Source organism: Microbulbifer sp. 2205BS26-8 (genome assembly GCF_030731025.1).
GTDB classification, from domain to species: domain Bacteria; phylum Pseudomonadota; class Gammaproteobacteria; order Pseudomonadales; family Cellvibrionaceae; genus Microbulbifer; species Microbulbifer spongiae.
Genome location: NZ_JAVAMR010000004.1, coordinates 16,259 through 30,451 on the forward strand (window position 1 = coordinate 16,259; position 14,193 = coordinate 30,451).

13 protein-coding genes are annotated in these 14,193 nt (G+C 52.6%); 5 read left to right on the plus strand and 8 right to left on the minus strand.

Translation table 11 applies throughout. The features are described from left to right. Positions 1-518: 518 nt before the first annotated feature. The 5 genes from Q5Y71_RS02140 to Q5Y71_RS02160 form a co-directional block, all read right to left on the minus strand. On the minus strand, positions 519-2,516 hold the full coding sequence (locus Q5Y71_RS02140; RefSeq protein WP_306039676.1) for a DUF3857 domain-containing transglutaminase family protein: 1,998 nt from the start codon (positions 2,514-2,516) through the stop codon (positions 519-521). 8 nt (positions 2,517-2,524) lie between these two features. Continuing rightward, positions 2,525-2,680: a hypothetical protein gene (locus Q5Y71_RS02145; protein ID WP_306039678.1), complete on the minus strand. Its 156-nt coding sequence runs from the start codon at positions 2,678-2,680 to the stop codon at positions 2,525-2,527. 386 nt (positions 2,681-3,066) lie between these two features. Beyond that, positions 3,067-3,921 carry a DUF3014 domain-containing protein gene (locus tag Q5Y71_RS02150; protein WP_306039680.1) on the minus strand — a complete coding sequence of 285 codons (855 nt, stop codon included), beginning with the start codon at positions 3,919-3,921 and terminating at the stop codon, positions 3,067-3,069. Positions 3,922-4,841: 920 nt separating this feature from the next. Next, a complete protein-coding gene (locus Q5Y71_RS02155) occupies positions 4,842-5,231 on the minus strand; it encodes a type II toxin-antitoxin system YafO family toxin (RefSeq protein WP_306039682.1) in 390 nt (129 codons plus the stop codon). A 208-nt stretch (positions 5,232-5,439) separates the two neighbouring features. After that, positions 5,440-5,778: a hypothetical protein gene (locus Q5Y71_RS02160; RefSeq protein WP_306039683.1), complete on the minus strand. Its 339-nt coding sequence runs from the start codon at positions 5,776-5,778 to the stop codon at positions 5,440-5,442. Positions 5,779-6,029: 251 nt separating this feature from the next. Between Q5Y71_RS02160 and Q5Y71_RS02165 the strand changes: the two genes are divergently transcribed. Both Q5Y71_RS02165 and Q5Y71_RS17475 read left to right on the plus strand, forming a co-directional pair. Then, a complete protein-coding gene (locus Q5Y71_RS02165) occupies positions 6,030-6,584 on the plus strand; it encodes a DUF3500 domain-containing protein (RefSeq protein WP_306039840.1) in 555 nt (184 codons plus the stop codon). Positions 6,585-6,714: 130 nt separating this feature from the next. Continuing rightward, entirely contained in the window at positions 6,715-6,843 is a 129-nt protein-coding gene (locus tag Q5Y71_RS17475) for a hypothetical protein (RefSeq protein WP_371876979.1), read from the plus strand. A 149-nt stretch (positions 6,844-6,992) separates the two neighbouring features. Here the strand turns inward: Q5Y71_RS17475 and Q5Y71_RS02175 are convergent, their stop codons facing one another. Further along, complete coding sequence (locus Q5Y71_RS02175) at positions 6,993-7,844, minus strand: universal stress protein (protein WP_306039687.1); 852 nt, start codon at positions 7,842-7,844, stop codon at positions 6,993-6,995. A 467-nt stretch (positions 7,845-8,311) separates the two neighbouring features. Between Q5Y71_RS02175 and Q5Y71_RS02180 the strand changes: the two genes are divergently transcribed. Continuing rightward, entirely contained in the window at positions 8,312-9,724 is a 1,413-nt protein-coding gene (locus Q5Y71_RS02180; RefSeq protein WP_306039689.1) for a sodium:alanine symporter family protein, read from the plus strand. A gap of 88 nt (positions 9,725-9,812) precedes the next feature. Here the strand turns inward: Q5Y71_RS02180 and Q5Y71_RS02185 are convergent, their stop codons facing one another. Further along, positions 9,813-10,481, minus strand: coding sequence for a L,D-transpeptidase family protein (locus tag Q5Y71_RS02185; protein ID WP_306039690.1), 669 nt, complete (start codon positions 10,479-10,481; stop codon positions 9,813-9,815). A gap of 805 nt (positions 10,482-11,286) precedes the next feature. Further along, positions 11,287-11,739: a helix-turn-helix domain-containing protein gene (locus tag Q5Y71_RS02190; protein WP_371876980.1), complete on the minus strand. Its 453-nt coding sequence runs from the start codon at positions 11,737-11,739 to the stop codon at positions 11,287-11,289. 76 nt (positions 11,740-11,815) lie between these two features. On the opposite strand from Q5Y71_RS02190, the gene Q5Y71_RS02195 reads away from it, so the two are divergent. Together Q5Y71_RS02195 and Q5Y71_RS02200 are read left to right on the plus strand one after the other, a co-directional pair. Further along, positions 11,816-13,270 (plus strand): MFS transporter, encoded by a 1,455-nt coding sequence (locus Q5Y71_RS02195; RefSeq protein ID WP_306039692.1) that lies wholly within the window; start codon positions 11,816-11,818, stop codon positions 13,268-13,270. Positions 13,271-13,564: 294 nt separating this feature from the next. Beyond that, entirely contained in the window at positions 13,565-14,095 is a 531-nt protein-coding gene (locus tag Q5Y71_RS02200; RefSeq protein WP_306039694.1) for a hypothetical protein, read from the plus strand. Positions 14,096-14,193: the final 98 nt, after the last annotated feature.

A 14,193-nucleotide genomic window follows, 5' to 3' on the forward strand; every position in this document is an offset into this window, starting at 1 on the left:
ATGAACAGGCCCTAGTATAAATGCAAGAATTTTTGTAAATTTAAACACTTTGTAGAAATTGCCGTAGTTTTTTTGTGATTTACATTGAGAGAAAATTAACGCGAATATTATGATTCTTTTCGCAGAAAATATCCAAATTTTCCATTTGGGGGAAGATTTAAATCGAAAATTCAATTTTAGTTTGTACTTTTGTGCTGGTTTTGGTGCTCCTAACACTCACCATTCAAAACCCGAGAACAATCCGTTAATTGTAAACCTTATATATATCCAGTTCAATCAATTGTGATCGCGCTTCCCAAGTGCGTTTTCTTCACTGACAAAACTGCAAGGGAGTCGCAGCGGTTTGTTGGGAGGCGAAAGGGTCTAAATTGAACAGCAGGATGTGGTCAACGCTAGTTATACAGCCAATGAGTCTTTGAGGAGCCTGCGGGTAACGGATGGAATGAGATCAATCGCCACCTCTCAACGATACTATTGACATGTAAGCTGGTGCAATTGTCAGGAATGTAAAGTTATTGCTATTTGTTGATTAGGGATTTAATCAGATTTTTCATCTCTTTGCTGTTGTTGCGCTGATCAGAAGCCTTTCCCTTGGCCCAGAACTGATAGTGCAGCGCCTTGTCCAGTTTATCGAATTGTGCCATATATTCCGACATATCACCCTGGTTTACATGATCGGATTTGGATTGAAAGACGAATTCCACGGAGAGACTGTCCTCATGGAGTTCAGCCGTACGGGAAAAAGTGAACCAGGGGTTGTCAATCTCGGTGCTGCCCAACGCTTCCTGCCAGAGCAATTCACCACGAATATTGGCCACAGCACGCTGACGGATATCAACGGGGTGCACCAACGCCAAAGGACTTCGTCGGATTGGCCTTTGTGGTTTGGAGATATACTGCACAATACCGGATCCATACAGGGAAAAAATCTTGCGCGCCGAACTCAATTTGGCAAACGACTGTATTTGGTAGTGCTCGGATACTTTTAGCCGGTTTTCCTCCGGGTTGTCACTGTAGCTGATCAAGGGGGCAGGGTCGACGCCAGGATAATAGGTCGCGATAAAATTGGTATAGCTGTTTTTGACCTGTTCGGAATCCGAGGCCAGAAAAAATCGCCGCACCTGTTCCGCTTTCAGGTGTGAAAAAGTTGTGTTGACCCTCAGTTTGGCACTGTTGTCTGCCGGATCTATATCAAACAGTTCTTCAATTTCTGTACTCAGTAGCGACTTTTCTGCAAAACTGGGTTCCACCCTCTTTAGGGTCCGGGTGGCCGGGGCCACCGGCAGGGCATATTCGTAGTTAAAGAACCCCTTGTGCCGGAGTTGAATCCCCTGGCCAGCAGCGGTGGCGTCTACCCAGTATTCCCTGCCATTCAATTGGATCAGGTTGATCACATGATCGAAAGACCCCGGAGAGGGAATATCCCTGCCAATATCCCGACCGCGGCTGGAGGATACCAATGCAGGGGAGGAATGCACTCCGAGGTGGGTGAGCATACTGGTTAATAGAAGCGCCTTGTCTTTGCAGTCGCCATAGCGTTTTTCCAGAGTTTCCTGCGGGGTTCTTGGCTGGTGTGAGTTGATGCCGAGTTCGATGCCAAAATAGCGGATATCTTCCTGCACATAGCGGATTGCCCTGTTCACCGCCTCTTCCAGTCCGGACTCCTCGCGCCAGGTATCCAGCTGCTTTCTCAAGCTGCCGGGAAGCGTGCGGTCAATGGCATAGAGGCTCCGGGCCCAGGTATTGACCTGTTCCCAATTGGTGTAACCAGAGTACTGGATGTAATTCAGTGGATCGTGCCAGGTGGGGTATTCACTCTCTGCGAGCACTGCGGGAACGTCGCGCAGATCGAGTTCATAAACATAATTGCTCTGGTGGCGGGAGACTGTCACCGGGTGGTCCCGACGATTGAAGCGGTAATTCAGTTTTTGATCGCTGATAATGCGTACAAAGCGCCGGTCTACCGACTGGGGCCAGGAGAGATAGAAACGGCCAAAGTCACTGCGCTCAAAAATCGGGTTGCTGCCTTGAATGGTATAAGCGTAAGTGAGGATATCGCCGGGGCGTATATCCTCAAGGATATAGAGCGCGCTCCACTGCTCTGAATACAGCTTGCTGGAGAGTTCCCGCTCAGTCTGAAAGAGCTTGAAGGCTGCTTTTTGCAGGCGATTCAGGCGCTTGCCGCCGCGCACAATACTGATATCGTGCACCACCAAGTGTTGAAAAGCCGGGTAGAAGCCAAAGGTCAACTCGGATATCTCGCCTACTCCCTGTTGGTTCAGTGGCTCCATCTTCAGTTGGAAATAGGATTGCTGGTCTTTGCCCTGGTGCAGTATCTGGGAATTGGACAGATGATACCGGACACTACCCTGTGGAAGCTGTGTACTGTCTACAGGCGTCAGTGTTTTCACCCACGCCGGGGTTGGTTCAACCGTGATCTCAGGGTCGGCTTTTGCGAGGCATGTGACAAGGAAAAGTGCAGTGGCCAGTATCTGACCGAGAAAGCGATATTTCAAAGCGGGCCTCAACGGTTCTCTTCAATGGATCTTCCGACACCGGGCAGGGTACTGGCGCGGGGAATAATACAGCGTGGGCGGCAGTGTCTTCTGGCCTCCTCGACCATCGCTCGAATAACCCCGGTGCCGTGTTCGCAGCGGCGTCCTTCTCTTATTGTTTGCAACTGCGGTTTTACCACCGGCTGGGCGGGTAATATACCCTAACAGGTGTCTGGATTATATCCGATTGTGCAGCCAAAACTCTGGGGTTTTCTGCTTACTGGGGATTGTGACGGGAGCCTGTGAGTTCAGGGGGCCTGTATCCAGTGGATACGGTGCAGTGGTGAGGTGAGCGCACAAGCCGACAAATGGGCCGGACAGGGTGTGATCACGCCGCGTGCAAACTGAGCGTAAACAGCTATGGCACAGGCCGCGGTGACTTGTGCTATGCAAGGCCCACTCGATGCCCGTCGGTGGTTTCAGGGAGAGAGCGGCTGTCACCAGCCGCCAAACGGGTTTTTCATAACCGGTCTGGTGGCTGGCGCGGGCATAGCGGTAGAGCTATCGGGGTTTACGGATTGGATTGTGGCTGTTGAACCGGTACCGTCTCCAGCTTTTCCCTCAGCTCCTTGAGCTTCTCTTTTACCCGGATGGTATTTTCCGGCCCCATACGAATCATCAGCTTCTGCACGCCCGGCAGTTTTTCCAGCTTGGGATCGGCAAACTTGTAGTATACCGAAGGGCGCACGAGTTGGATGGGGCCCTCAATTTCCGGTGCTGCGAGCACTTTGTCAATGGCTTCCAGCACCACCTGGTGGAAAGTTTTATTGCGAATACCCAGTTCAGCATAGGCCTGTGCCAGGCGTGGGTACCAGTACTGGTAGAGACCAACTGCGGCTTCCGTATTCATCAGGGCTAACAAGCGCACGGGCTGATCATAGCGGCGGTAGTTGCTTGGTGACAGCTGATAGCCTTCCACAGAGGAGCCGGTAACCAAAATAGGACCCCGGAGTTTCCTTAAGGGCCGGTGCTTGTAAATCAGCGTACCGCGAGAACCAGCATTGATCGCGGCTACCCACTTGCGAATCACTTCACTGGGGACCAGCCAGCGGGACAGGGCATTGTCTGGGGCCAGGCCCATCAAATCCTGATAGGCAGACTTGTCACTGTTGTTAAGTGGAGGTGGTGGTGCTCTGCCCGGTTCTTCGGCTGGTGCGGGTTCCGGGGGTTTGGGCTCGGGGGCCTGCTCTTGCGGCTGCGCCAGGGTTTCCGGTTCGGGTGCTGTCTTGGGTTGCTCAATGATGGTTGTGGAGGGAATTTCTTTTTTCTGTTCGTCGCCGGTCCAGAGCCAATAGGCTGCTGCTGCGACGATGATCACCACAATAATTCCGATGATCCACCCTTGCCTAGATTGTTGTTCCGACATTCCCTGCCTCCTTCTGTTGCAATCAGAATGTTTCGGTTTGACCACGGCAAAGCCTAACGGTTTCTCCGTAGTTTATGGGTTTAACATTACTCTCTGCTGCAGCCAGTCGCAAAGGGGATTTACATCTCCCTTGCCTACGGCAATATCCGGCAAAAGGTTTCGACTCTGCAGTTGTGCTCATACTCTCTGAACCTGTGTGCAGGTGGATGTGGGGTTGTCTGTGTTGTAGGGGTGGGTTGTGTAAATTGCGGATCTCAAAAATAGGGCAAATGGTGAAAATACCATGATCGGTGGTGAAGACTGCTGGTAAACCACTCTGGATATTTCGATCTATTGTCATCCAAGTTGCGGAGATCAGGCTGAAAAATGGGTAGGGTAAAACGGGCCGGTCGAGAAGTGGTGGCTTGCGGGTTGGCGAATCCCTGAAGAGTTTGCACTGTTCTGTTGCTCTGGTGATGCAGTGTCTTCCGGGTCGAGCGAATCCTTGTGGCAAGCTCTTTGTGCGGTTCATGCAGTAAACCGTTCGTTTTTCAGCAGGGAGGCTTTATATGAAATGTACTTTGAGCCTGGTTCTTGCACTGGTGCTGGATCAAGATCTCTTGACACATTACAGTTATTAAAAGAGGGGGTTACCAGCCTTAAGTAGAGGATTAGAGTCGATCTTAAAAACACTGTACAACTACTATCGGGACTATGTGTAGCGCTCCACTTTGTGATCGTATAAATTCCCTAATTATTGGTCATAAGCTTTGGCAATTTTATGGCCTAATTATCGAGCTATGCTCATAGCCTCAATCGAGTATCCTCTCTGGCAAAGGGTCTCGATGAGTGGATGCCACCCTATGAGCGAGTGCAGGTCATAAGTTGATTCGACTGCCAGCTATCCCAATAGCGCACGGTATAGAGGCCCTACTTAGCGGTTAAAACTTCTCTCGGAAGCCTTCAGCGATTGCTTCAAGTTTGGCCATCAGGTTGTCATCCCTGTCCGTACCGGTAACTATATCGGGCTGCTTTGGGTTGAAGTGCTTGATAATTGTTATCAGCAAGTAGGTATTTGAATCGGTAAAACCTGGGCAGTAAACCAGTACATAACCACTAGTGCGATAGAACTGCAGCAAACTGAGCTTGAATCCCCTTCCCTTATAATGCAGGTGCATTAATTCCAGGGAGCGTCGGTTGTGGGTATGGCTGTAAGGCACATCCCGGCCAAAGGTCGGCGGCAAGACGCCATGCACCTTGTACTGTTTGAAGTCGTCAGACAGCGCCTTGGCTTCCTTCGGCGTATATTCTTCGCGGAGTAGCTTATGCAAGAAAACCCTTACCACAACTTCCTATCCTTGCGTTCATTTGTGGAGGATTCAGAATGCAAACGCTGCTCTGTTCTTCTTACTCCCTGCTCTAACCTACTTTCGTCAGCCATGAAATGGTGGCCCGCAGGGGGCGCAGTTTCCTCAACAAAATCCTCACTGGCTGACGTACCTGCATATGCCGGAATGACATCCATACCTGGCGCTTCCATTATTTCTCCTCCTTGAAGTCTCCTAAATCAGAATCACTTATATCCGCCAAACGCTTTGTCATGGATGCGGCTGATTCCTCAATGCTTTTTTCTGTCGAACCGGTAAAGCGAGCTATACCATGCTTCAGCTCGGATGTGCCACGCTGGGCATATTCGCAGAACTCAACCATTTGTTCGAACAGATCAGCTGGCACTGCGTAAAACTGTACCCGGTTGTGTGCTGCAACTGCTACAGGCTCCCCTTTTGCCTCTTGCATAGCAGCATTAGGATTAGATTTAAATTGACTAATCGGGGTTGTGTAGTCACACATTACTTTCTGGAGCATGACAAACCTCATTGCTTTCTCATGTCAAATCTAGGCTAATTATGGCCCTTTTTTTAGCCCAATTCTAGGGGAGATTGTTCACATGCATTCCTCTTTAACCGCTAAATAAAACCACTGATTATATATACAGTTTTGGCAGGGGGTAACTGTGACCACCTGTAGAGACTGCAAAGGGTAAAATACTGGTCATGCATACAGCAATTACCTCTAAAAATTTAAGTTAACCTATTGATATTATTGAATTTAAAATAGGATGGACCAACCTGCCTGCTGGTATTGTGGATCGTACAGGCATTGCTGTTGCCGAACTCTCTGATGAACAACGCGGCCTCCTGTTTGATTTTCTGGCTTCGTCTCTGAGTGAGGAGGGCTATGGGAGAGTCATGGATATCATGGCCGCGGAAGCTTTCCTGAGCAGCGACCGCCGCGCCAGGCGCCTGCAGTGGGACCCGCAGAACTATTGGATATCCTTCTATGGGACCCCATCTGCGGGCTTGCCTTGGGGGTGGCAATATGGTGGCCACCATCTGGTGTTGAATATGTCGGTTGCAAGCAACAAGGTCGAAACTCTGTCGCCCAGTTTCGTTGGCACCGAACCCGCAGTGTTTTCCCTGAATGGTGTTGACTATGCATCCATGGTCGATATGCACCAAGCCGGATATGCGGTCTATTCGGCCCTTGATGCCGAACAGCGGGCAGAGGCCGATTCAGAGCGTGTTCCGCGGGATGTTCAAACCGGGCCGGGCAAGGGTGGTGTCATCCCACCAGTGATCGGCATTCGTGCCTCGAAACTGCGCAATGAACAGAAGACCTTTTAGCTCACGGCGATTCAAAAATGGGTTGCCATTCAGCCCTCGGAGAATGCCGCACCCCGAATGGCCCAAATTGAAAGTGAAATCAACCAGACACATTTTGCCTGGATTGGTGAAAACACCAGCACCCCCCTATATGCGAATCCAAGGCCCGACACTGATCATCGAGTTGCTTTCCATCGGAGGCAATGTCGGCGAAAATGCCAGTGGCAAAGGCCACTACCATTCCATTTATCGCAACCCCTCAATGGAGTATGGCGTTTAGGGACTTGAACCCCCAGACCGGCCTGATCGTGTATTGCACAGGAGTGCCTGGCATATAGGCCAAGACGCTGTAATACACAGCGGCAGGATGCCTGCCACGGTACCCGGTCAAGGAAAATGTCGGGTGTAGCGGCCCTGCGCCAGGGCCGGTCAGTCGGCTTTCATCTCCGTGGTGGTAAACTGGTTGCACACCATCACATCCACATCCAACTGACTAATCACGCGCTCTGCGGTATTGCCGCGCAGCAGAGAGCCTGTGGCGCCGTACTGGTTCAGGGTGCCCATTACCACCAGGTCCGCATCGATCTCACGGGCCACGGCCTCCACCACATCACTGGTATATCCCCGCTTCACGTGAATGCGGTGGGTGGGTACGCCAGTCTTGTCGGCGAGCTTCGCCAGGGCACCGCGGTCCGGGTAGAGCATGGAGTCCAGGTAGGCGTTGACCAAATGCAGTTTCGCGCCGTAGTGGCCGGCGATATAGGTGGCGCGCTCACTGATTTGGCGATTCAACTGGCGCTGTTCCAGGGTTTTTGCTTGGTAATTCACTGTGGCCAGTACCACTTTGCGCGCCTCCTTGGCGCCGGGACGGATCAGCACTACCGGGCAGCGCGCGGTCTTGAGAACTCGCCATTTGGATTCGGCGAAAGTGAAGCGGCGGCTGCTCTTGGCATGGACAGGAAGGTAGATCATTTCCGCATCGCAGCGCTTGGCTTCCTGTACGATTGCGGCCTGCCAGTCGCTGGACCAGCACACTGTAATCTCGCAGGTGAGCCCGGCGGCGGCAATCGGTTCGCGGATCTGCTCGCGGAACCAGGACTCGTCTCGGAAGAGATGATCGTTGACCGCACGGGTATCGACGGCTTCACCATCGACCGCCACAAATACTGCTAGGCGCGGCTGGGGATTGCGTCCCCTGGCAGTGGTCAGCGCCCGCTCCAGCGCCACGTGCTTTTCGTCGTTGGGGTCCACCACCACGAATAGGGTGCTCTTCTGTTCCATCTTTCCTCCTAGGCGTAAAGGGTTAGCGGCCCCCAGCATATGGCGGTGGGCCTTTGGGTTTGAATGTATCACGGGATGCAGGTGGCGCGGAAAGTTTGCTGATGGTGGATGTGGTTTTGCGCGCCAGATCGCCGAGTGCACGCGCATAGTGGAGTATTGCAGCGGTATTGTATAGGGGGATTGCACAGACATGGGGCAAGGCTGCCGCTGCCCACCTGAACCGGCAGCCTGCCGGTAGTGATTGAGAAGGAAAACGGCACTTGAGACTCCCTGTAAAGTGCCTGTGTATTGCCCCACCGGCACAACGGCTGCGGATTGCCCGTGTTTCAGCAGCCCACTGGACAGCAGCAAACCCCCATGGCCGCGCTGTTTTTGTTAACCGGTGCTTTTTTCACAACTGGAGTTTTTTGACAGGGAGGCACAGGTCTTCATAGACTGCCTTGAATCAAGATACCCAACCGCGCCCTATGCCTTTTTTCAACACGCTCGATTCGGCCCTGCAGGCCTTTGCCGGTTTTGTCTGGGGTCCGCCCCTGTTGGTACTCCTGCTCGGCGGTGGCCTGGCCTTACTGGTGTATTCCCGCGGCCGCCCCTATCGGCATCTGGGCCACAGTATCGGGTTGTTGAGCGGCCGCTACAACGATCCCGGTGATCCCGGCCAGGTTTCCCACAGCCAGGCCCTGTCCACTGCGCTTTCCGGTACTCTTGGGCTCGGTAATATTGCCGGCGTGGCGATTGCCATTACCATGGGTGGGCCCGGCGCTATTTTCTGGATGTGGGCTACCGCCCTGGTGGGGGTGGCGACCAAGTTCTATACCGCCACTCTGGCAGTGATGTTCCGCGGCCGCGATGCGCTTGGCGAATTACAGGGAGGCCCCATGTATGTCATCCGCGAGGGGCTGGGCCGGCGCTGGATGCCCCTGGGCGTGCTATTCGCGGTGGCGGGATTATGCGGTATGTTGCCGGTATTCCAGTCCAACCAGACCACCCAGCTGTTGCGGGAGTCCTTTGCCGAGCCCCTGGGGTGGATCGCTCCGGGAGGATCATTGGCATTCGATTTCGCCATCGGCCTTTTGCTTGCCATTGCCTCCGCCTTTGTGATTGCCGGGCGTATACAGCGTATCGGTAAATTCTCAGTGCACATAGTACCCGGCATGGTGTTGTTTTACCTGGCGTTGACCCTGATTGTGATCGCCAGCTTCTGGGAGCGAGTGCCGGTGGCTTTTGCCCTGATTTTCAGTGATGCCTTTAGTGGTCAGGCTGTCGCTGGCGGTGCCTTGGGTACGGTGATTACCATCGGCGTGAGTCGGGGGGCCTTTTCCAATGAAGCGGGGATCGGTACCGAGTCACTGGCTCACGGGGCGGCCAAAACCCGGGAAGCGGTTCGCGAGGGGGTTGTCGCCATGCTGGGGCCCATCGTAGACACTCTGGTGGTGTGTACCTGTACGGCTTTGGTGATCCTGCTCACCGGTGTCTGGCAACAGGGTGAAGGGGTTGCTGGCGTGACCCTGACCGCCCAGGCATTTGCACAGGTGTTTGGCCGGTCTGGCCCCATTCTGCTGTTGATGATGGTTTTGCCCCTGGCGTTCAGTACGATTGTCACCTGCTGGTACTACGGTATGAAGTGCTATGTATTTTTATTTCGCGGGCACTGGCAGAACCTGTACACAGCGCTCTACATGATGCTGATTGTGCTCGGTGCGGTGGCCTCACTGAGTGCGGTAAACAGTATCATTATTGGCATGTATGCGGTAATGGCGGTTCCCACAATGCTGTCTACGCTGTTGCTGGCAAAGCATGTCAACCGTGCGGCCCACGACTACTTTACCCGCACTGACGCCATGCATCGGCCGCGCAGCGAAGAGTTGACCTCCCAATAACCTCCCACCCATAAAAAAGGCGGACCCTATGGTCCGCACCTTTTTATTTGTCAACCAAGATGGCAGCCGGGCGGATAACCACAGACGCCTAATGGACTACGGAAACCCGCGTACCGACCCTGGCATGGCGATAGAAGACCTTCGCCATATGCCAGGGCAGGCGAATACAGCCGTGGGAGTCCGGATAGCCCGGTACCCGACCGGCATGCATGGTGACGGGGCCGTTAATCCGCATCATATAGTCCATGGAGGCACCGCGAAAAACAGAACCCCGGGGTTTGCGGTGGCGGCGCACGTCGACATTGCTGCGCATCACGTAGCCACGGCGGCTGATGTAGTGCCCGTACAGGTTGGAGCGGTGGCTGTATTTTTTCTCGGAAATACGGAAGTTGCCCGTGGGAGTCCTGTAACCGGCTTTGCCGGTGGAGACTGGAGACATGCCGGCCAGGCGCCTGCCCTTGTAAAAATAGGCCATCTGGTCACTGAGGTCGATTACAATCCGGGACGCGCCCGATATATGGGGACGGAACCACATATGGCCTCCATAGGTCGAGTGGGCGTGCCTGGCACCGTGGCGCAGATAGGGGTTGGAGTAATCGATTGCGGCTACCAGTGGGCTTAGAACTGTCGATCCGATCAGTAACAGGGCTGCGACCAGGGAGGAGTTTTTCAGCCGGGAAGACCGGTATTTCTGTCGGAGCGACCGATAGCCATGCAGTAAAGCCTGGATTTTTTGCAGCGAAGGTTGGCTATGCATTACACACCTCTCTATTGCCAGTGGGCTGTGTAAACAACAGCAGATTACAAACAGTACCGTCGCCAGACCTGGCGCAGGGAGACGCTCCCGCCTGTGCCGAAATCTGCCAACAGTCAGTGGTTCCCCAATGCAGATTGCCGTTGTACCCGGCATCGCCTGCAGGATGGGTTAGCAGCGGTTTTGCCACTGCAGGTCCAGTCGATATTAGGGTGGGGTATTTGGGACGATCACATCAAAAAGAAATAAGTGCTAAATTGGTTAGAGCTTTGCCGGTCAAGACGAACGCCTATTTTTCTGGCTTGGTAACTTCCCCCGCCTAGTAGTCCTTTAGGAAAGAAGTGTAACCATCCACAAAGCTTTCTTCTATAATTGCGTTCAGGTTGATCATGCTGAAAAACTTCTTAATCAGCTTCTAAGCTCAATAGGCAATATGTGACTGGATACTTCTCACCTTTTAGGAAAAATCATTAAGCAATAATAGAATTGGCTGTATCTATTTTTACTCGAAAACTATAAAGCTTCCTGCACACGGTGCAAAACTGCCAAGAACGATTCTCAACCTTTTTACAAGTCAAGAGAGTGCTGAATTACGAAAATTCATGTGCCCCCAGTTTTCATAGTCCTGACGTAGCATTCTCTCTGTTTCCAGAGCAAGCAGGTGATGCTTAGAGAGTAATAACTTGTTGAAACAGATAGTAATCTGCAGTGGAAAGGTGCCAAACTAGTTGTGAACTGAAAATGCCATTAGGATCATGGCATTTAGCGTAACAGCTTAATACTCTGCAGAGATACGTTCTGAAAATACTTAGCGCCGCTTGCCCGGTATCATGGGTTTGCCTTTGCGCTCTTCCCTGTGTTGTAACTTGGCGGCTTTCTTGATCAGATTCTGGAAATTCGGGCACTCCAGTTGGTTTTCTTCGGGGCAGTTGGCCACATGCCGGAGGCCGTCACGCATGGCCTCCAGCCGATGTATGGTCTTATCCAATACGTCTGCCTTGCTCAGTAGCTGTTCCCGGTCGATATCGGGTTTGCCGCTATAGGTGAACATGGTTCCCAACTCGTCCAGTGAAAAACCGGCGTAGCGGCCCAGAGAGATCAACGAGAGTTGTTCCACAACACTGGCCGGAAATACCCTGGTGATACCGCGCCTGCGGATGGACTTGATCAGGCCCTTTTCCTCATAATAACGCAGTGTTGAAGCAGGCAGCCCCGAGCGTTTCGATACCTCGCGGATATCCATTTCCTGCGGACCTTTCATCGATATTGACCTCAAGTTGACTTGAAGTTGTATCCTAGTTTTCCCCGCAGTCATTAGCAAGGTGAATTTACAATTGATGTCTGCTGTTAAGAAGTTGCTCAAAACCCCCGGTGACGCTACATTAAGGGCGCCTTCCACAGGCGGTATTCTCACGGCATTGTGCCTGGCAACCCTGCTCAATGCCTTGGCAGTCAGCAGTGTCAATATTGCTCTGCCTGAGCTGGTGGCCAGTCTCGGGACTACTTATGGCCGGGCCCAGTGGATTATTATTGCCTTTGTGATGTTGCTTACGGCAACCCTGGCCATTGCCGGGCAGGCCAGTGACCGGATCGGGCGAAAGAATATTTTTGTCCATGGAATGGCAATTTTTACCCTGTCCACGCTCCTCTGTGCAATATCGACCCATATCTGGATGCTGGTATTCTTTCGGGCCCTGCAGGGCATTGGAGCGGCGATGTTTGTCGCCGTCTCCATGGCGATTGCCAGTGACACTTTTTCCAAATCCCGGGTGGGCATGGCGGTAGGCCTGCTGGGCAGTGTATCGGCGGTTGGCACAGGTATGGGGCCTATACTGGGTGGGTTTTTGCTGGAAGTCGCCAATTGGCAGGCGGTGTTTCTGGTAAAGGTGCCGCTGGGGATTGCCATTTACGGGCTGGCAAAAAGATATCTGCCCGCTGATTCAGGCGTAAAGCCTGGAAAAACCACGATGGGCCTCTGTAATATCCTGTCGATCATCAGCATCTTTTCTGCGATTTTTTTCTATACCCTGTCGATAAAACCCCTGAATGACAGCTATGGTGCGGTGAATATACTCGCGATAGTGATCTCCGGGCTCTCTCTGGTGGCCCTGTTATTCGCAAAGCGCCGACTCTCCCGCAAAACATCTTCCCCCTGCCCCAGGCTGGGTAGTCACGAGCTTTATACCAACCTGGCCAGCAATGGGCTTGTTGGCGCCTCGGTCATGAGTTCTCTGGTTGTCGGTCCTTTTTATTTGACTCTGGCTTTGGGTCTCAATTTTTCTCAGGCGGGTTTAGTGATGTCCGTGGGATCTTTTGCCGTGGCTATATGCTCGAATATCGCGGGGCGCCTGGTGGATCGATTCAAGTCCCGAGGCGTGGTTCTTATGGGTCTCGGTTTTCTGGCACTCGGGGCTTTGGGAATGACACGCTTGGATGCCAGTGAGGGTGTGCTGGGCTACTTGGCCTGTTCAATCGCCATGGCAATCGGTTACGGCACTTACCTGTCTTCAAACAATACTTTCACAATGAACAGTGCCGCTGAAGAAGTACGCGGGAGTGTTTCCGGCCTGTTAAATCTGTCCAGAAACCTGGGTCTGCTCACCGGCGCTTCCCTGATGAGTGTGGTGTTTGCCGGAGCTTCACAACTGTCTTATATGCATACTGCCGATACAGATCTGGTCGTGGCCGGACTGCATAAAGTGTATGGTCTGACACTGTTATTACTGGTGACTGCACTGATTGCCCAGGCGGTGGTTATCCTTTTCGGGCGTAATAAAAAATGGGTTGGTTGAGTCTGCCCGCAGTGGTGCCTGCCTCTCTTATAATAATAAGCGTCCGATCGCCAATCATTCCTTTCTGGGCCGCTATAGGTTCTGCCGGGGGCTGTTAATCCCCGCTGCACAGGCAGGCAAAAAAATCTGGACCAATTCTATTGACCTCAAGTGAACTTTAAGTTGTATCTTATTATTCCTGAGGCGGTAGAAGCCTGGTAGCACCAAAGGGTGGTATTCGGGTTGCCGCGGGGTCAGATGTCCTGGCTCCGACGCAATCGCCTGTTTGAGTGTTGATACAGTAGGAGAAAGACGATGTCAGAAAATGCCCTCGATAGAGGTATTGCAGATTTATGTAAATCCTGGACCGGGTTGAATTCGGATACCATTGTCCAATGTCGAGCCGTGCTCGCGCGGCTGACGGCTAGCCCCCGTTCTGAATCCTGGCTGGCGGAGTTGCACGAGAGAAAGGCACCTACGACTGAACTGTACCGGGACCCGGAGCAGGGATTTATATTACTGGCCCATGTAGAGACACAGGGCCTGTATCGCAACCCGCACAACCACGGTAATGGCTGGGTATTTTATGCGCTGCAACACGGAGTGGTGGAAATGTCTACCTATGGCCAATTCAAGGAGCAGGTCAACGGGGAAGGTCTTGTCAGCCGCGGTGCCTATACCATGAAAGCGGGAGACTGCAGCGCTTTTCTGCCCGGCGATATTCACGATACATTTTGCGTATCCGAGTACTCACTGATGTTTCGCTTGACCAGCTGTGATTTCTCAGAGGAGAAGCGCGCTGGCCGGTTACAACAATTTAAGCCGGTTGGAAGAGCACACGTTTAGGAATTTCCAATCATCACCCCGGCTATCTTATGGGTAGTCGGTTTGACACTGGTAGAAGTCAGTGTCCTTATACAGGTGATTTTTCGATCTAAATTAGG